Source organism: Leisingera caerulea DSM 24564 (genome assembly GCF_000473325.1).
In the GTDB taxonomy this organism is placed as follows: domain Bacteria; phylum Pseudomonadota; class Alphaproteobacteria; order Rhodobacterales; family Rhodobacteraceae; genus Leisingera; species Leisingera caerulea.
The window spans coordinates 235,838-252,534 of the sequence record NZ_AXBI01000001.1; the positions used below are offsets into that span (position 1 = coordinate 235,838).

The window sequence follows — 16,697 nt, forward strand, 5'->3', positions numbered from 1 at the left end:
AGCGGTGGTTGGAAAAAACAAGGCGTAAAAAAGGGTTACGGGATGGATCAGAAAGGTTCACGAAAAGATATTCTCTCATGAAGGCCCCTGCCCTTGCGCGCCACCACCACCGGAGGTTGTGGTACCTTCCGCCGCTTAGGACATCAATCCCGAAAGCAAGATACCGCCTGCAGTTTCAAAAAAACGCAGAGCAGCGCGGTTCAAATCGCTCCTTTGCCACCTCCGCTTCAAGCGGCGGTGCGGCCATCTGCTGAACCGGCCAAAAAAAGGCCCTGCATCTGCTGGGCCAGGTGCTTCCTTCCACCGCAAGGAAACCAGGGGAGACTAGTCCTTTGAAATCTGCCCGGAATCGCGGCTTTTTGCTATCACCCCATCGTGCCGGATTGCGGCAATCGTTGTATCTGTTCTGCGGGTCAGTTCCACCCCGTCACCCGACACCATCGCCTCGGCAAACTTCGTTTTCTTCAGAACTGCGCCATCTGCTTCCAGGTAGGTTGTATCCCCCTCGGCTTCGCGGGAAACAGATCCATCCGCTCGGATGCGGATCCACGTCTCATTGACCTGAACGGACAGACCGGTTTCCTCAACCACGATGCCTTCCCAACCCGCGCCGGGATCGCGGCGCAGCACGATATGGTCCGGGCGAAGCTTGATCTGAACGTCTCTCGGATCTTTGGGGTCCGCAGCTTTGAGGACCACAAAAGCTTCCTGCTCCTCCGGGTCGGAATGCAGGGTCGCGTTTGCATTCTTCGGCGGCCACACCTTCGCAGTATCGCGCTTCTGTCCGGACGGGTCGCGGTGAAACCCTATATAGAGCTGTGCCGCCCGCCAAACGCGGTGGATGTTCTTTTTCATAATAAATTCCTGTCCCGATCTTATTTGTCCCCTGCCCCACCGGCGCAGAGCGGCCCATAACTGGCCGATATTCTTTGGCTGAAACCGCCGCAGCCTTTGGCTTTCCCTAGCAAGTGATCTTTCGTTTACCATTGCCCGCTGCACGGCAGCGCACTGTTTACTTGTGAACCGCCAAACAAACTCTCCTTTCTGATGTCACCCTTCACGAGTTCAGGCAATGGATGAAACCGGTGGCTGGCGCTGCATCGCTGAGATGGCCGCAGAATTCGCAAGCGGGTGCGGGTAGCACTCTTGCCTCCGTGCTTTCGCTGCTTGGCTTTTTGGGCATTCCTGAACCTTCCTGCAATTGATGCGCCGGAAGCGTGAGAGCTCATACTGTTCTGTGCTGGATCAAGAAGCGGCGGCCGATGCCAAAAATACCGCCCTTCCCGAGAAACGCCCAAGCCTCATCGATCCGGGCGTGTTTCAAAAACTTTCTGATAGTTCTCACCTCCTTCCCGGCGCGTGACAAACCAGCCGGATCGCGGCCCCGAAGGGCCGCGCCGGTGTCAATATTCGCTTGGCAAAAGCAGCGTCAGAACGCGGCGGGTGTTCTTGTGGTCCAGCGGTTCATCTGCCCCGTAACGGTAATCCGCGTCATACAGGTCAAGTTTCCACCACACGATCTTGCCGAAGACCTGAACTGCACCCATGGAGTGATCTCCGTAGGGATCGTTGTCCTCGGTGAAATTATCAAAAGCAGCGGTTTCAAGAAGCGCGCGGGTGACAAACTCCGGCCCCTCGGCGGAAACACCCCGGGTGGCCACAACACGGCCCTGATAAACCGGATGCCCGCCAAGAGGTGCCTGGGCCCGGAAAGCGTCGTTTGCCTTGGCGGTTTCAGCCGCCTGCAGTTTCGGGTTAACGACGTTCCCCGCTGCGCAATGCGGACAGCATTCCGCTGCACCTTGCTCCTGTTCTGCCTCTGCGCCGCAGGTATTGCATTGATATTGTGCCATTTCGGCCTCCTTTTGATGGGGCGTTGGGGCTTGGTGCCCTCCTTCCGCCAATGGGCGCGGCCTCTCTGCACTGACTGCTGAAAGACCCCGTGTCTTTCGGCTGGCAGAGCGGGGAGGGCGAAGCCCTGCCAGCGGCCTGGGCCGGGACTGTCACGGGGGCGGATGGAGGCTGGCGCGGCCCGCAGGCAAAGCCGAGGACACGGGCCTCCAGGAGCCGCCGCGCAATGCGCGGCGCTTGCCCCTTGACCGGCCTGGCCCAGGATGCGGGCGGACAAAGTTCAATGAAACATGCCGGGGCTGGGTTGAGCGGGCGCAGCCCGCCGATCCCCTGCCCTGACGCCTGGACCATGCAATCCGCGCGCCCCGCGCGGATTTCTTCTGTTTCAAAGTGAAGTCCGACGCCCAGACGAGGTGGTGGCCGTCAACCGCCCACCTTCGAAACATCTCGCACGACCCGAATAGCTCGCCCCCAAAAATCTCTGTGCGCTGCCCGGCGAGTACCTCCACTATAAGGACTTCGTAGCCAAGCAGACCGTCAGGAACAGGAGGCCGTCGTGGTGAGGTTTTCCTCGAAGCCGACCGCGCAGTGAGGGCACTGGCGAACTTGGGCCGATTATTCCGCGATCAGTTTACGAACGACACTTACAGGCAAGAACATCCGCAACGGGTTCGAGGACAGCGACTGAAACCCATAGCTTTCATAAAGCGCCTTGCGCCGCGCAACCCGGTCAGGATTCCCGCAGTCAAGAACGTCGAGCATGACGATTGCCACACCGATAGCATCAGCTGCAGCGGCAATCCGGCGTAACGCATCGACGAGCAGATCCCCCCCATAGCCCCCGCCCCGGAAATTCTGATCACGGCCAATCATCGATATATAGGCCGCCGGAATGTTGCCGTGTGCGGGCCGGGAACGGGCAAATTTCGAAGGCAGATCTCCGTAGTGCACTGCATGCGCATTGAGGGCGTAAAAGCCAATCACGCTGCCGTCACTCGCGGACATGACAAAAAGCCGGACATTGTCCACCTTAGCGAGTTTGTTCGCGGTCTTCTGGAAGTAATTGTCAACCTGCTCCACGCCGCAAGAAAAGGCCGTTCGATCGTGCTTGGAAGGATCGAACGGCTCGATGACGCTGCCAGCGGACTCTGTTGCAGCCATTATTTTGAGGTAACGGTTTGTCTGTGCCTGCGGAAAGCCGCAGCCAATGCTTCAGTGGGCGCTGCAGGCGCGTCCAGAGCCGTGAAAAATGCTTCATGATCGACCGGCTGCAACACAGTGCGCTCATGAGCCGAAATCGTTGCCAGGGCAGCCTGGTAAGCTGCATTCATCGTGAAGACAGAGTCGTCCACACCGGACAGGGCCGCAGCCTGCTGGATCGCGTTTTTAATACGCGGCTTGGTCCGGAAGTTCATCCGGGCTTCGTTGCGCTCATCTATGGCGCGGGTGGTGTCGTGGAAACCAAGCATAGCCGCCTCCTGTTACATGGATCCACATGTACGTCAGATTGACGTACATTTCAAGAGGCCACTATTAAGGGGTCCGTTGCATTAACAGCAGAGGGCTGTGTTTGTCGTCGGCTTTTCTCGCCTATCACGCAGCCTCCTGGAACAGTTTGGCGATGAAGGCGATCTCGTTGATCACCCCGGTTTCACAATTCTCGAATTGGCCTTTTCGAATGGTGCGGAAAGTTTCGATGCCAGCGAGCGCGGCCTTCGCTCCGGCCAGTGTCTGGAACCCGCGCATGGTGCGCAATCGCTGCTTCAGTGCGGCATGATCACTCTCGATTCTATTGTTTAAATACTTGCGGTTAACGTGGCGGATAGCATTATCAGGCCCGAGCCGGCCGTTGATCTCGCCGATCACCTTTGCATAGCTGTGCGCCTTGTCGGTGACGATTGTAAGCGGCTGATAACACCGAACGGTGTCTTGCGCCTGACGCAGAAATGCCCTTGCTGCCTTGGCATCCCGCCGCGCCGTCAGGCGGAAATCGATCAGCTGGCCGAACTGATCCACGGCCCTCCAAAGGTAACGCCAGCGCCCGCCCACACGAAGGTAGGTCTCATCGACATGCCATTGCAGCCCGCGCCAGGAGCGGTGTCGGGCTTGGGCCCGTTTCCGGATTTCGGGGCCAAACTCTCGCACCCATCGGTGAACCGTCGAGGCATCAACAGCAACACCCCGCTCGGCAAGCATATCCCGCACGTCCCGGCACGAAAGCGGGTAGCGGCAGTACCAGCGCACCGCCAACAGGATGACCTCGCGCGGAAACCTGTGCCGCTTGAACGGATTGCGCCGGGACATCGCTCACTCCTCAGCCTGGGGCAACGATGTCTCCGACATCCCGATGGTTAATGCAACGGACCCGTTGATCGATAGCGTTGACCTCTATAGATCAAAATGTGACAATAATTGAGCTATAGAAAGGATCTCTATACCTCATGCCATGGAATTGGAAAATGCCCGGGTGGCCAGGCTTTCGATATGATGCCTCGGCTCTCGAGCCACTGGAACGGCAATTTCTGCTGTCTTCCGGCGAGATTCTCGGAGCCGTGCATCATGTCAGCCACTCTGAACGCGAGCAACTCCGTATCGAGCTACTCAGCGATGAGGCAATGCAAACCAGTGCCATCGAAGGTGAGATCCTGGATCGGCTCAGCGTTCAGTCTTCGCTGCGCCGCCATCTGGGGCTGGCGCCTGACAGCTACCCGGCAAAGCCGCGGGAGCAAGGTGTCGCCGAGATGATGGTGGACGTCTATTCCAGCTTTGCAGGCCCGCTTTCTCACGAAACACTGTTTCGCTGGCACCATATGCTCCTGTCCCACGACCGCCGTCTTGAAGCCATCGGCGGCTACAGGCGGCACGCGGAAGCAATGCAAATCGTCTCCGGCCGCCTTGACCGGCCTACAGTACACTTCGAAGCCCCGCCTTCGGGTCAGGTCCTGCGCGAGATGGAACGCTATGTTGGCTGGTTCAATACCACCGGGCCGGGCGCTCCTGAGCCGCTCCCTGCCCTGACCCGGGCCGGGCTGAGCCATCTTTACTTCGAGAGCATTCACCCTTTCGAAGACGGGAACGGCCGCTTGGGCCGCGCCCTGGCCGAAAAATCTTTGGCGCAGAACCTTGGTCAACCAAGCCTCATTGCCCTTGCCTTCACCATAGAAAGGGAAAGGAGAACCTATTACGACCAGCTCGAAGTGCACCAAAAAACGCTTGATGTGACAGCCTGGCTTGTCTGGTTCGCTGAGATTGTGCTGAAGGCTCAGCAGGTCACACTCGACCGGGTCGGGTTCTTCATCGGTAAGGCGCGCTTCTACGACAGGCTCCGGGACCATTTGAACGACCGGCAAGCCAAGGCAATTACGCGGATGTTCAGAGAAGGCCCCGAAGGATTCAAAGGCGGGCTGAGCGCTGAGAATTATCTCAAGATCACCGGCACATCGAGGGCAACAGCAACCCGGGATCTGCAGGATCTCGTTGAAAAGGGTGCGCTCAACCGGACCGGTGAACGCCGTTTTACGCGATACTGGTTGAATCTGGACGAAGAGGCCTAAGAACGCTGGCCGCTTCTGTTAGTCGGCTGTATTACTCAGGTGGCCAGTGAAAGAAGCGTCCAGTCCGGCTTTCGTTTCAGATAGTTCAGTATTCTACTGGTCAGACCGCTATCTTGTTTTCGTCAAGTTCCGCTCTGTTTGCCCTGCCAGTGGTTGATTGAGATGAACTCATGTACGGGCATCCTGAAGCGGCTAGTAGCGTCCAGCCAAAGGCGCTTAGACCAATAAAATGGTGATGTAGTCGGAGAGCGGTGGAAGCTCTTAGGTGCGGCCACGTGGTTTGAACGCGTTATGGAAGCGTTCATCCAGTATGCGTTTAGTAGCCGTAGCTTTTGGTCCTTGCTGCAGTCTCCAGGAGAATCGCTTAAGGAGTGTTTTCTAGGCAAGCGGCCCGCGCCAACGCTGTGCCCCGCTATACCGTACTCGTCAGTTTTCAAGTGGAGGCAGCCTCCACCCCGCCTGAAGATGTAAAAAAGTTAATATCTTTCAACACGTTAATAATACTCGGCTGCGCGACAATACTAGATATAGCGGTAGGCGCTTACATGACTACAATTATCACTACATGGAAATCTCTTGCAAGGAGCGGGTATTTGGTGGCATCACGGAAACTGTAACGCACAAAGCTGCTTAGCGGCCGTTCGGCGTTACGGAAGAGCCGCGGTAAAGACGGCCGGACAAGGAGCAGTGAATGACGGCACAAATCGAACCCGCTATCGGGATGCCGCCAGGGGCAGATGTCTTTGACGATCTGCTTAAGGATGAAGCTCGGCTGCGCCAGTCCTTGGACAAGCATATGCGCAACGTCTTCGCTCCGGAAGCGAAGAAAGAGCTTAGACCGTTCACTTCGGGTGAAGTGGCCACGCTGCTCGGTCTAAGCCAGTCACATCTGCGCAAGCTGCATTTCGACGGCAAGATTCCCGATGTGAATACAGACGGGCGCGGGCACAGGCTCTACACCGGTAAAAACATTCAGGACATCCGCCTAGCGATGGCGCGGACAGCAAAGGACCCGCTGCAGTTCCTGCCCGGCCGGGTAGGCAGCGACCATTTGCAGGTGATTGCGGTTTCGACCTTCAAAGGCGGCTCGGCCAAGACAACCAGTGCCGTTCACCTTGCGCAGCGTTTCGCGCTAAAGGGGTATAGGGTCCTGGCAGTTGACATGGACCCGCAGGCGTCGCTTACCACCATGCTGGGTCTCCACCCCGAACTCGATCTGACAGATTCCGGCACAATCTATGACGCCGTGCGGTACCAGGATCCGGCCCCGATGGAAGATGTGGTCCGAAAAACCTACTTCCAGAACCTCGACCTGGCGCCTGGCGGACTGATCCTGTCGGAATACGAGACAGAGACCCCACATGCGATTCGTAAGGGCATACAGCCGCCCTTCTACCTTCGGCTGAAGGCGGCGATCGACCAGGTCGAGGACCGCTATGACGTCGTGTTCATCGACTGTCCGCCGCAGCTGGGCTTTCTCACCATGTCGGCGCTAGTGGCTGCCACCGGCCTTTTGATTACCGTGATCCCGAATATGATCGACGTGGCCAGCCTCAGCCAGTATCTCACAATGGCCACCTCACTTCTAAAAGTGGTGCAGCGCAACGATCAGCGGCTGGACTATGATTTCCAGCGTTATCTCCTGTGCCGCTACGAACCTTCGGACATGCCGCAATCGCAGATGGCATCATTCCTCCGGATGCATTTCGGGCAGCGGCTGATGACGGAACCGTTCCTGAAGTCCACTGCAGTTTCCGATGCGGGCCTGTCACAAAAAACACTCTACGAGGCCAATAGAGCCGAAATGAACCGCGCCACGCTGGAGCGAGCGATGGAATCAGTAAACCACGTGGCGGATGAATTCGAAACCGCTGTGCAAGCGGCCTGGGGGAGAAGCTGATGGCGCGCAAAAACGTCTTTGAAGGGCTGATGGCCGAATTCGGCGCCGAGGCTGAGGAAGCGGCCGCCCCGGCTGAACGCGATCCTGTCGAAGCCGCCCGCGAGGCGCCCATTCCCCAAGCCTTCCGCCGCGGTCCCGTAGCAGCCCTGGAAAATGACATCCGATCAACAGCGCAGCGCAGCGTGCAGGAGATCGATCCGGAGCAGATCGAGGATACCGGCATGCGCGACCGGTTCCAGCTGGACGGTAACGATCTAGAGGAGCTGAAGCAAAGCATCGGCCAGCACGGCCAGCAAGTGCCGATCCTGCTCCGGCCGCATCCGCGGCTGAGCGGGCGCTACCAGGTCGTCTACGGCCGCCGCCGCCTCGCCGCGATCAAGCAGCTGGGTATCCCGGTCAAAGCACTGGTGCGCACCCTGTCGGATGAGGAAGCGATCCTTGCCCAGGGCCAGGAGAACAACCACCGTAAGGATCCTTCCTTCATCGAAAAGGCCGTGTTTGCGGGTGACCTAGAAGAAGCCGGATACGCCCCGGCGGTGATCCGCGAAGCGCTAGCGGTAAGCAAGAGCCACCTGTCGCACATGCGCAAGGTGCGCCAGGCGATCCCGCGCAATGTGATCGAGTGGATTGGCGAAGCACCGGGTGTTGGCTGGAAACGTTGGCACGCGCTGGCGGAGAAAGTACTGGAGCATGAAATCGACCCGGCCACTGTGCCGGTGACCGAGGCAGATGCCAAGCTGGAGTCGGCCAAGCGGTTCGACGCTTTTGCCCGGAGAGTGGAGGCGCAACTGGCGCCTAAGAAGCCCGAAGCCCCTGCCCCGAAACCGGCACGGGCCGTGCGCGCACCGGAAGGCGGCGCCAAGATTGGAGAGGTTCTTACGACCGGAGGACGCACCATTCTGCGGACACACCCGAAACAACAGGAATTCTCTGAATGGCTTGACCGGCACGGAGAAGAAGCCCTGCTGCGCCTGCATGCGCAGTGGCAAGAGGAACAGGCGTCCTGAAAAGGGCGCCCGAGGCATAACAGGCAACACCAGCAAGGAGGCACAATACAGGAGACCAAAAAAGAGAAGCTCCCCAAGACCGTAATCCCAGAGAGCCCCATCTATGTTTGCACCTAAGATGTACCCCGCTCTCTTCTGAACTGTCAACAACAACCCATCCGGTTGACAGGTAACTTGTGCCAAAAATTGCCGTTAGGCAGGGTACAGGAAGGATAAGGTGTGGCTTCCAGGTCCCTCGTGAAGAGCAGATGGCATTTAAAAAGCTTATTCCGGCAACCGGGGTCCCTTCCCCGGCCGATCTCCCATGCCTGGACGGCAGCGATCCACGGCAAATGTTTTGGGACGTGATCACTAATCTCAAAGCAGCCAAGGACACCTTCAACCTCAAGGACCGGCATTTCAGCCTGCTGCAAGCACTGGTCTCTTTCGTCCGCGAGCGCGGGGCAACCGGCACCTGGGTGGTGTTTGCCTCGAACGAAAAGCTTTGCGAGCGAGCCAATTGCATGGGAGAGCGCACAATGCGACGCCAGATTGCCCGGTTGCTCGAGATCGGCCTTCTGCGCCGAACTCAATCCCCCAACGGCAAACGCTACGTGCACCGCGCCCGCGACGGCAGCATTTTGCAGGCCTATGGCTTTGATCTGGGTCCGCTTCTAGAACGCGCTAGGGAGATCGCAGCGCTTGCGGCAGAGGCCGAAGAAGAGGCCGTGCGCGTCCGCCTGCTGCGCGACCGCCTTTCCACGCTGCGGCGACAGTGGCCCATTGGTTCGGAAGAAGACAACATCATCCGCCTCGCTCTTCGCCGCCGCCTAAACCGTGTTGAACTGGAGGCCCTCATTGGGCGGTTCACACCCTCGGATGATACCCCTCCCCCGCCCTGCTCCGAGTCCGTGTCTGGTAGCGAAGACCTGCTTGAGGCTGAAGTTTTGTCCCCCGATGACAGTCAAAATGTCCGCCACCATCAGAGATCAATACAGAAAAAAATTGAATCTGAAGAGTCCAAGGTCGAAGCTGAAACACTTGGCAAAGCAAAAAAAACTAAGACAGGCCACAAGGATGTACCTTCGCTCACGATGGCTGACGTCTTAGCAGCTTGTCCCGAGGCTTTAAGTTTCGCACAGTCACCAGTACGGAATTGGGTAGATTTACATCAGTTGTCGCGATTTCTCGCGCCAATGCTCGGGTTGAGCCGAAACGTATTGGACAGCGCCGAGCGGGAATTGGGGCAGGGAGGCTTGACTTTGACTCTTTTGGCTATGACACAAATGCACAAGAACATTCGATCTCCTGGTGCCTATCTGCGAAGCCTTACTAACGGTTCTGCAACTGGCCGCTTCGATCCAGTTCGGTTGATCCAGAACCTTACCAAGAAAGTGGGCAACTGTTCATCCCTTGATGGTTTACCCGGGTAAACCATCAATAATATTCCGGTTTGCCTTGCCTACTGAACGACTACCGGCTGGCGCCGGTAGGATCGGCAATGTGATTTTCCAGGTACTGAAGTACGATGTCTTCGGTGATGGCGCCGTTGGTGGTTGAAAAATACCCGCGGCCCCAGAACCGGCAGCCCCAGTAGCGCCTGCGGATCGCGGGGAATTCCCGTTGCACCCGGTAAGACGAACGGCCCTTCATCTTGCGCACCAGATCGGAGATGGCGAGTTTCGGCGGTACCGACACGAACATATGCACATGGTCGCTCGACAGCACCCCGCGCAAGATGGCGACCCCGTTCTCAGCGCAAACCTGGCGGCAGATGTCGTGCACACGCAGGCGCAATGCCCCGCGCAGCACTTTGTAGCGGTATTTGGTCGACCAGACGATATGGTAGCGGTGGTAGAAAACGCAGTGTTTGCCGGTGTCATATTGCATGCACTTACCCTCCGGAAAATGAGCCTTCGACCCGGCTGCGGCTCATTTTCCGGAGGGTAAGTGCATAACAGGATTCTTTCACGCTAAAGCGCTTCCGGCTGGAAGCCGGAGGGTTTGCTCCAGAGAGTGGATACTAAAAACCGCTAAACCACTCTGTCTCAGGTACGGTAAGTCCACAAAAGGGTTTACCCGGGTAAACCGGAAAGGCGGTGTGACGTAAGTTCAGTCGATATGTACACTCTCACGTGAAAGCGTTCAGGTCGCTTGAAAGCGACTTTGTTGAGCTAGGTGTTTAATCCCACAGCTTGATGGTGCGATCCATTCTGTGGAAGAGAAGGAAGCACTATGGGACAAGTTCGTCACAGCGGCGCCACGACTAAGCACGCCTATCCGAGCTGCAATAAAACGATCGCAAACTTCGACGGCGGCATTGAGCCGAGTACTCGATATCAACCCGAAGACGGTCGCGAATTGGCACAAGTGCGAGACGGTCGAGGATCGCAAGACCGATCCGACTGAACCTCGCTCGACCTTTCTCAACGAGGCTTAGGAGGCTATGGTGGTAGCTTTCCGGCGGCGCACGCTCCTTCCTATGGATGATTGTCTTATGCCTTCCAGCCCTCGATCCCGCACCTGACCCGGACAGCGCTGCACCACTGCGTTCAGCAGAATGGCATCTCACGGCTACCGGATGTAGGGGGACAAACCCAAGCGTCAGTGCATTAATCTTTACGCCATCGGCTTCTTTCACATGGACATCGCAGATATTACAGACCGCCAGGATAAGCTCCATCTCTTCATTGCTATCGGCAAGACCAACAACTTAACGGCCGCCCAACTGGTCGAGAAAGCCGTCAAGCGGACGGAATGTGAAATCCTGGAACACCTGTTCGAGGTAATCCCTTACCGAATCCACGCGATCCTGACCGACAACGGGGTTTAGTTCTCCGACCAGACCGTAGCCACAACACGATCAATTCCCAGCATATGCGCTTTGACATGTTGTGCGAAGCGAACGGGAGCGAGCACCGGCAGACCAAACCCACCATCCGTAGACAAATGGTCAAGTCGAGCGGATGAACCGAACAGTCAAGGACGCCACCGTCAAACGCTCCCACTGCGACAGCCACGATCAACTTTTCACCCTCTTCGCCGATTTCATGGCCGCTTTTAACTTCGCCCAAAGGCTCAAGAGCCTTAGCGGGCTCAAGCCCTACGAATACAACTGCAAAGTCTGGACTTTAGAACCAGGCAGTTTCATTGCCGATCCGATCCACCAGATATCCGGACTGAACACCTAGCTACCAACACAACCGAATTGCCGCATATAACTACAGTTATGAAGCCAAAACCTTCGGTAAGATCTCTTTTGGAACAAATTCGATAGGACAGGTTCCAAAGGTCTAGGGCAGGGGGCATCCTGTGTTTGCGGCTCGTCCTATTCGGGCCGCTCGGCCGGAATCAGGCCCTGGGTCTTGGCGCGGTCCAGCAGCATCTTGACGGAAGACACAGACCATTTTGCCCGCCCACGCGGTGTCCGCTCGCGCATGGCCTCCAGCCGGTCTGCAATCTGCTGCAGCGTGATGTCCGGAGCCGAGCCTGCAATGGCGGCAACAATCGTCATCAGCCGGTCATCGGGCTCCCTGCGCCGGGCGCGCTCAAGGACATGGCTTTCCAGGAAACCTTCGCGGACATAGCGTTTCGCCGCGCGGATCAGTCTTTCCCGAGACCATTTCCGCGCGCCGGATGGAAGCCGGGCATTGATGATCCGAACCACGTCGTCCCACGGCAGGTCGGGCCGCAGGCGGCGCACCTCAGGAACCCAGTCCTGCGCGCTTTCCTCCAGCCGCCGGAACAGGGCCTCATCACGGGCAGCCTGTACTTTTCGGAGGGCGGTGGGGTCCTTGCTGCGTAGTCCGGGATTGCCACCGATCCGGCCCTTCGCCCGCGCCGATTTCAGACCGACCAAGGTGCGCTCCCGGATCAGCGCGCGTTCCAGTTCTGCCGCGGCGCCCAGCACCTGGAGGGTGAATTTTCCCTGTGGGCTGGAGGTATCGACCGGGTCGCGTAGGGACTTAAAGTGGACGCCTTTGGCCTCCAGCCCCTCAATCACCTCCAACAAGTGGGAGAGCGAACGGGCAAGCCGGTCCAGTCGAACGACTACCAACGTATCACCTGGGCGGAGCGTTTCAAAAAGTCGGTTCAGGACCGGTCGCGTCCGATCGCCGCCGGACGCCTGTTCCTGATGCACCCGTGCGCAACCCGCAGCCCGGAGATCTTCAGCCTGGGCAGTGGTGGATTGGTCATCGGTAGAGACACGGGCATAGCCGATGAAGGGCATGGTGGATTCTTGAAGCTGTCTATTCGCGATCGTTCACAAGTTTGCCTGATCCGGAACAATTTTCAATTGAATATATCTCTATTAAACGGAGGTTTGAAGACGCGTGCGATTTTCAACCATTCGCCCGGGCTGCCAGCTGTCCCCCTTGTTTCCTTGTTCCGGCCGGTGCGGCAGGGGCGGGTGCACCGGCGCTGAGCGCTGTCCCTGCGCAGAGCCAGCCGGGAAAGACGAAATCGCTTGAGTAATGTGCAAAATGACTACAATTTGCACATATGATCCGGACCCTATCTGAAACCAAAGGCAGCGGCACAGATGCCGGAAAAGGCCCCTATGATGGTGAAACCGGGGAGGAGGACCTGTGGTTCCTGCCCGGACCGCCGGAGGAGGAGCCGGACTTTCTGCCGCCGCTGCCGCGCGCCGAGCCGGATGAGCGGGCGCAGGTCGCCAAGTGGCAACAGGCGCAGGCGGCGGAGGCGCTGCATCTGGCGCAGACGGCGGCGCGGTTCGGGGCGCTGGATGAGCGGTTGCGGCGCGGGCCCGAAGGCTGGCGCCACAGGCTGGCGCTTGCAGAGGCGTCCGGGCTCAGCTGGCTGTCCGGCGACCGGATCTCCCCCGACAGGCTGGGGCTGTGGCAGGCGATGCGGGTCAGCGCGTCCGGCGATGATACCGCGGCGCTGCAGCGCACCGCCTGGGCGTTCCGCCGCCTGTCGGGCGGCCCCGGCCCGGGGGCGGATATCGCCGGGTTTCTGGGCCGCCATGACGCCCCGGGCGAAGATCCCTTGTCCGGCAGGATCGCCGGGTGGAATGCCATCATGAAAACCGCATCCGCCCTGCATCCGATCGTCCGCGCGTGCTTTGCCTTTCACCTCTGGCGGATGGCGGGGATCGGGCCAGAGGGCGACGTTCTGGAGGGCGCGGTGATCGCTGCGCGCATGTCGGCCGGCGAAGGGCAGGGCGGCGCCCTGTTTGCGCCGGTGCTGATGAGCGGGGCAGGGGGGCTGCGCGGCGGCGGCGAGCCGCAGGAGCGGCTGCACCGCTGGCTGCAGGCGGTGGACCAGGGGGTTCTCCGGGCAATGCGGCATCTGGATCAGCTGGACCAGTGGGAGAGCGACGCTCGCAGCCGCGCCAAATCCCTGTCGGGCCGCACACCGCCGCGATTGATCGAGGTGTTCCGCAGCTGGCCGCTGGTAACAGCCCCGCTGGCCGAAGAACTGAGCTGCGCCAGCCGCGCCGCGGTGCAAAGGAACATTGCCTGGTTCGAGGCGAAGAACCTGGTGCAGGAGGTGACGGGGCAGGGGCGTTTCCGCGTCTGGCGGGCGTCCCTGAGCGGCGCGGCCTGAGCGGGTTTACGGGCCGGAGCGCCGCAGCTGCCCAACAGCACCGGATTTGGCTGCGAATTCCCAAGCCGCCGCAATGGCGGGTTTATGCGGCCGGGCAGTGGGGCTGCACTATTGCGTTCCTTCGCCTTCTGAAAACCGCTATCGGCAGATATGGATACCTGGGTTGTCATCTCCTTCATTGCCGTGCTGTTCTTCCTGATCGGCACGGCGGAGCCTTTGGCCGCGCGGCTGCGGCTGCCATACAGCGCCATCATTGCCATGATCGGCATCGTGCTGGGCCTTGGCGCCAGCTTCTTTTTGCGTACCGAACTGACCGATGCGCTCAACCCCGTGGCGGAGGCAATCCTGGGGCTGCCGATCCAGGCCGAGATCTTTATCTATGTTTTCCTGCCGACCCTGCTGTTCCAGGCCACCATCGGAATGGACCTGCGCGAGATGGTCGGGGACGGCGTGCCCATCATCGTTCTGGCGGTGATCGCCGTTGTGGCGGCGACCGGGCTGGTGGGCTATTCGCTGCACTGGGCGAGCAGCCTGCCGCTGACCGCCTGCCTGCTGGTCGGCTCCATCGTCTCGACCACCGACCCGTCGGCGGTGGTCAGCATTTTCCGCTCGATTGCCGCGCCACAGCGCCTGACCCGGATCGTCGAAGGCGAAAGCCTGCTGAACGATGCGGCGGCAATTGCGCTGTTTGGCCTGTTCCTCGGCTTCGTGATGGTCGGCGTTCCCGATCCCTCGATGCAGGAGGCGCTGGCGGGCTTTCCAATGCTGATCCTGGGCGGCGCGCTGACCGGCTGGCTGGCAACAAGGGCGGCGGTCTGGGTCATGAGCCTGTTTGCGGATTTTATCCTGGCGCAGCTGTCGGTTTCGGTTGCCTTGCCCTATCTGGCCTATGTCATTGCCGAGCAGGTGCTGGGCGCCTCCGGGGTCATTGCGGTGGTCGCGGCGGGGCTGTCGCTGCACCTGGCGGCGCCGGGGCGGCTGACGCCGCAGGCCTGGACCAAGCTGTGCGAGAGCTGGGACCTGTTGGCACATTGGGCGGGAGCGATGATCTTTGTGCTGGCGGCGCTGTTCATCCCGCGCCTGCTGCAGGAAATCCGGCTGACGGATTTCGTCCTGATCCTGGTGGTGATCGCCGCCGCCATCGCGGCCCGCGCGCTGATCCTGTTTGTCATGATGCCGGCGTTGAGCGGGTTACGGCTGTCGCCCGCCATAGACCGCAGCTACCGCGCTGCCATCCTGTGGGGCGGCCTGCGGGGGGCGCTGACGCTGGCGCTGGCGCTGGCGGTGACCGAGAACGCGCTGATCCCGCATGAGACCAAGCGCCTTGTTGGCATTCTCGCCACCGGCTTTGTCCTGTTCACCCTGCTGGTTCAGGGCACGACCCTGCGCTGGGTGGTAAGCAGGCTCGGGTTGGACCGGCTCTCTGCCTTTGATGCGGCGCTGTCGCAGCAGGCGGTTGCAGTCGCACTGCAAACCGTGCGCGAAGAGGTGGCCGGCGTCACCCAAAGCTACCGGCTGAACCATGAAACCGTGCGCGACGAGGCCAAGCAGTTCGGTATCTGGCTGGACGAGGCGGTGCGGGCGGCGGAGGAAACCACCGGCATTCTGGATAAGGACCGGGTCAAGCTGGGGCTGATTTCGCTGGCGGCGGCGGAGCGCGAAGCGGCGCTGCGCCAGCTGCGGGAGCGGCTGATTTCCGCCCGCGTGACGGAGCAGCTGATCACCGGCGCCGACCGGCTGATCGAAGCAGTCCGGACCCAGGGCCGCTCCGGCTACCGCAGGCGGGCGCGGGGCATGCTGGCCTATGGCCGCGGCTTCCGCCTGGCGCTGGCGCTGCACAATCGCCTGCGGGTGCCGGTGCTGCTGGGCAGGCTGACGGCGGACCGGTTTGAATACATGCTGGCGCAGCGGGTCATTCTTGGCGACCTCGATGCCTTTGTCGACAGCCGCATCCGCCGGATCCACGGCAAACGCGTGGCCCAGCTGCTGCACGGGATGCTGGCCCGGCGGTCGGAAGCGCTGGAGGCGGCCCTGGAGGGGCTGCGGCTGCAGTATCCCGGTTATGCCGAAGAGCTGGAGCGTCTGTTCATCCGGCGCGCGGCGCTGCGGTTTGAGGAGCGCGAGTACCGGACCCTGCATGAAGACGGGCTGATCGGCACCGAAGTGCTGACGGCCCTGCTGCAGGACCTGCTTGCCCGCCGGGCGCAGCTGGACAGCCGTCCGCGGCTGGATGTGGCGGTTCAGCGCGCCGAGCTAATCCGCAGGCTTCCCTTTTTCGAAGCGCTGGACCGGCGCAGTCGCCGGCAGCTGCAGCGCAGCCTGAAGACCGTCCATGTCAATGCGGGTGGCCAGCTGCCGGACCAGGGCGGCGGCGGGAGCGTCTATTTCATCGCCTCCGGCGCGCTGGAGCTCAGGCGGGCAGGCCGGGTGACCCGGCTGGGGCGGGGCGACATGTTCGGCCATGCCGCGTTGCTGACCCCCGGTGCCCGCTTAGCCCAGGCGCAGGCCCGCGCCATCGCTCCGTCTGTGCTGCTGGAACTGCGCGAGACGGAGTTCCGCAAGCTGCTGGACCGCAGCGAGGCCTTGCGGGAGGCCGTGCAGGCGAGCCTGAGCGGTCAGAGGCCCGGCCCGGTTTTCCTGCCTGGCGCCGTTCAGAACCCGGCGGACTGACCGGCACGGACGCTTCAAAGCCTGGGACCGGGGCCTGTCGCGGCGGTTCCGCCAGAACGGCCACCTGTGCCCCCGGACGTGCGCCTGTCCGCTTTGCCAGCCCAATCATCCGGGCTAAGATTTGATCAGCGGGCCTTGGCGGCGGTTACGGGTTCGCATGGCCCG

Annotated in this window: 14 protein-coding genes and 1 pseudogene; 8 read left to right on the forward strand and 7 right to left on the reverse strand. The window is 60.3% G+C overall.

All coding sequences use genetic code 11. The features are described from left to right. Positions 1–324 precede the first annotated feature (324 nt). Positions 325–987, reverse strand: a complete 663-nt coding sequence (locus tag CAER_RS0101245; RefSeq protein WP_161631047.1) for a hypothetical protein — start codon at positions 985–987, stop codon at positions 325–327. Between the two features lie 250 nt (positions 988–1,237). Here CAER_RS0101245 and CAER_RS30580 point away from each other — a divergent pair, with 250 nt between their 5' ends. Beyond that, positions 1,238–1,363: a hypothetical protein gene (locus CAER_RS30580; RefSeq protein ID WP_281172255.1), complete on the forward strand. Its 126-nt coding sequence runs from the start codon at positions 1,238–1,240 to the stop codon at positions 1,361–1,363. 40 nt (positions 1,364–1,403) lie between these two features. Here CAER_RS30580 and CAER_RS0101250 read toward each other — a convergent pair whose 3' ends face one another. From CAER_RS0101250 to CAER_RS0101265, 4 genes are all read right to left on the reverse strand, one after another. Beyond that, a complete protein-coding gene (locus CAER_RS0101250; protein WP_084299315.1) occupies positions 1,404–1,853 on the reverse strand; it encodes a DUF3768 domain-containing protein in 450 nt (149 codons plus the stop codon). A gap of 613 nt (positions 1,854–2,466) precedes the next feature. After that, complete coding sequence (locus tag CAER_RS0101255) at positions 2,467–3,012, reverse strand: hypothetical protein (protein WP_027233701.1); 546 nt, start codon at positions 3,010–3,012, stop codon at positions 2,467–2,469. Beyond that, on the reverse strand, positions 3,012–3,320 hold the full coding sequence (locus CAER_RS0101260) for a type II toxin-antitoxin system TacA family antitoxin (RefSeq protein WP_027233702.1): 309 nt from the start codon (positions 3,318–3,320) through the stop codon (positions 3,012–3,014). The genes CAER_RS0101255 and CAER_RS0101260 overlap by 1 nt, the downstream gene beginning before the upstream one ends. 124 nt (positions 3,321–3,444) lie before the next feature. After that, entirely contained in the window at positions 3,445–4,155 is a 711-nt protein-coding gene (locus tag CAER_RS0101265; RefSeq protein WP_027233703.1) for an IS6 family transposase, read from the reverse strand. Between the two features lie 137 nt (positions 4,156–4,292). On the opposite strand from CAER_RS0101265, the gene CAER_RS0101270 reads away from it, so the two are divergent. The 4 genes from CAER_RS0101270 (at position 4,293) to repC (ending at position 9,724) form a co-directional block, all read left to right on the forward strand. Beyond that, positions 4,293–5,405, forward strand: a complete 1,113-nt coding sequence (locus tag CAER_RS0101270; protein ID WP_027233704.1) for a Fic family protein — start codon at positions 4,293–4,295, stop codon at positions 5,403–5,405. Between the two features lie 691 nt (positions 5,406–6,096). Further along, a complete protein-coding gene (gene repA, locus CAER_RS0101275) occupies positions 6,097–7,305 on the forward strand; it encodes a plasmid partitioning protein RepA (protein ID WP_245597312.1) in 1,209 nt (402 codons plus the stop codon). Continuing rightward, positions 7,305–8,312 (forward strand): plasmid partitioning protein RepB, encoded by a 1,008-nt coding sequence (repB, locus tag CAER_RS0101280; RefSeq protein ID WP_027233706.1) that lies wholly within the window; start codon positions 7,305–7,307, stop codon positions 8,310–8,312. Before repA ends, repB begins: the two co-directional genes overlap by 1 nt. A 248-nt stretch (positions 8,313–8,560) precedes the next feature. Beyond that, a complete protein-coding gene (gene repC / locus CAER_RS0101285; RefSeq protein ID WP_027233707.1) occupies positions 8,561–9,724 on the forward strand; it encodes a plasmid replication protein RepC in 1,164 nt (387 codons plus the stop codon). A gap of 40 nt (positions 9,725–9,764) precedes the next feature. Here repC and tnpA read toward each other — a convergent pair whose 3' ends face one another. After that, on the reverse strand, positions 9,765–10,181 hold the full coding sequence (tnpA, locus tag CAER_RS0101290; RefSeq protein WP_027233708.1) for an IS200/IS605 family transposase: 417 nt from the start codon (positions 10,179–10,181) through the stop codon (positions 9,765–9,767). Between the two features lie 345 nt (positions 10,182–10,526). On the opposite strand from tnpA, the pseudogene CAER_RS29100 reads away from it, so the two are divergent. Beyond that, positions 10,527–11,482 (forward strand): annotated as a pseudogene (locus CAER_RS29100) (IS481 family transposase). A gap of 137 nt (positions 11,483–11,619) precedes the next feature. Here the strand turns inward: CAER_RS29100 and CAER_RS0101305 are convergent. Then, positions 11,620–12,522, reverse strand: a complete 903-nt coding sequence (locus CAER_RS0101305) for a recombinase family protein (RefSeq protein WP_027233710.1) — start codon at positions 12,520–12,522, stop codon at positions 11,620–11,622. A gap of 272 nt (positions 12,523–12,794) precedes the next feature. Here CAER_RS0101305 and CAER_RS0101310 point away from each other — a divergent pair, with 272 nt between their 5' ends. Next, complete coding sequence (locus tag CAER_RS0101310) at positions 12,795–13,862, forward strand: hypothetical protein (RefSeq protein WP_027233711.1); 1,068 nt, start codon at positions 12,795–12,797, stop codon at positions 13,860–13,862. A 150-nt stretch (positions 13,863–14,012) separates the two neighbouring features. Then, positions 14,013–16,532, forward strand: coding sequence for a cation:proton antiporter (locus CAER_RS0101315; protein WP_027233712.1), 2,520 nt, complete (start codon positions 14,013–14,015; stop codon positions 16,530–16,532). Positions 16,533–16,697: the final 165 nt, after the last annotated feature.

Bases quoted from the DNA above. Each gene is read 5' to 3' on its own strand.
- CAER_RS0101270 (WP_027233704.1), top strand. From the start codon at position 4,293: ATGCCATGGAATTGGAAAATGCCCGGGTGGCCAGGCTTTCGATATGAT.
- repB (WP_027233706.1), top strand. From the start codon at position 7,305: ATGGCGCGCAAAAACGTCTTTGAAGGGCTGATGGCCGAATTCGGCGCC.
- CAER_RS0101305 (WP_027233710.1), bottom strand. From the start codon at position 12,522: ATGCCCTTCATCGGCTATGCCCGTGTCTCTACCGATGACCAATCCACC.
- CAER_RS0101245 (WP_161631047.1), bottom strand. From the start codon at position 987: ATGGTAAACGAAAGATCACTTGCTAGGGAAAGCCAAAGGCTGCGGCGG.
- repC (WP_027233707.1), top strand. From the start codon at position 8,561: ATGGCATTTAAAAAGCTTATTCCGGCAACCGGGGTCCCTTCCCCGGCC.
- tnpA (WP_027233708.1), bottom strand. From the start codon at position 10,181: ATGCAATATGACACCGGCAAACACTGCGTTTTCTACCACCGCTACCAT.
- repA (WP_245597312.1), top strand. From the start codon at position 6,097: ATGACGGCACAAATCGAACCCGCTATCGGGATGCCGCCAGGGGCAGAT.
- CAER_RS0101310 (WP_027233711.1), top strand. From the start codon at position 12,795: ATGATCCGGACCCTATCTGAAACCAAAGGCAGCGGCACAGATGCCGGA.
- CAER_RS0101255 (WP_027233701.1), bottom strand. From the start codon at position 3,012: ATGGCTGCAACAGAGTCCGCTGGCAGCGTCATCGAGCCGTTCGATCCT.
- CAER_RS0101260 (WP_027233702.1), bottom strand. From the start codon at position 3,320: ATGCTTGGTTTCCACGACACCACCCGCGCCATAGATGAGCGCAACGAA.
- CAER_RS0101315 (WP_027233712.1), top strand. From the start codon at position 14,013: ATGGATACCTGGGTTGTCATCTCCTTCATTGCCGTGCTGTTCTTCCTG.
- CAER_RS0101250 (WP_084299315.1), bottom strand. From the start codon at position 1,853: ATGGCACAATATCAATGCAATACCTGCGGCGCAGAGGCAGAACAGGAG.
- CAER_RS0101265 (WP_027233703.1), bottom strand. From the start codon at position 4,155: ATGTCCCGGCGCAATCCGTTCAAGCGGCACAGGTTTCCGCGCGAGGTC.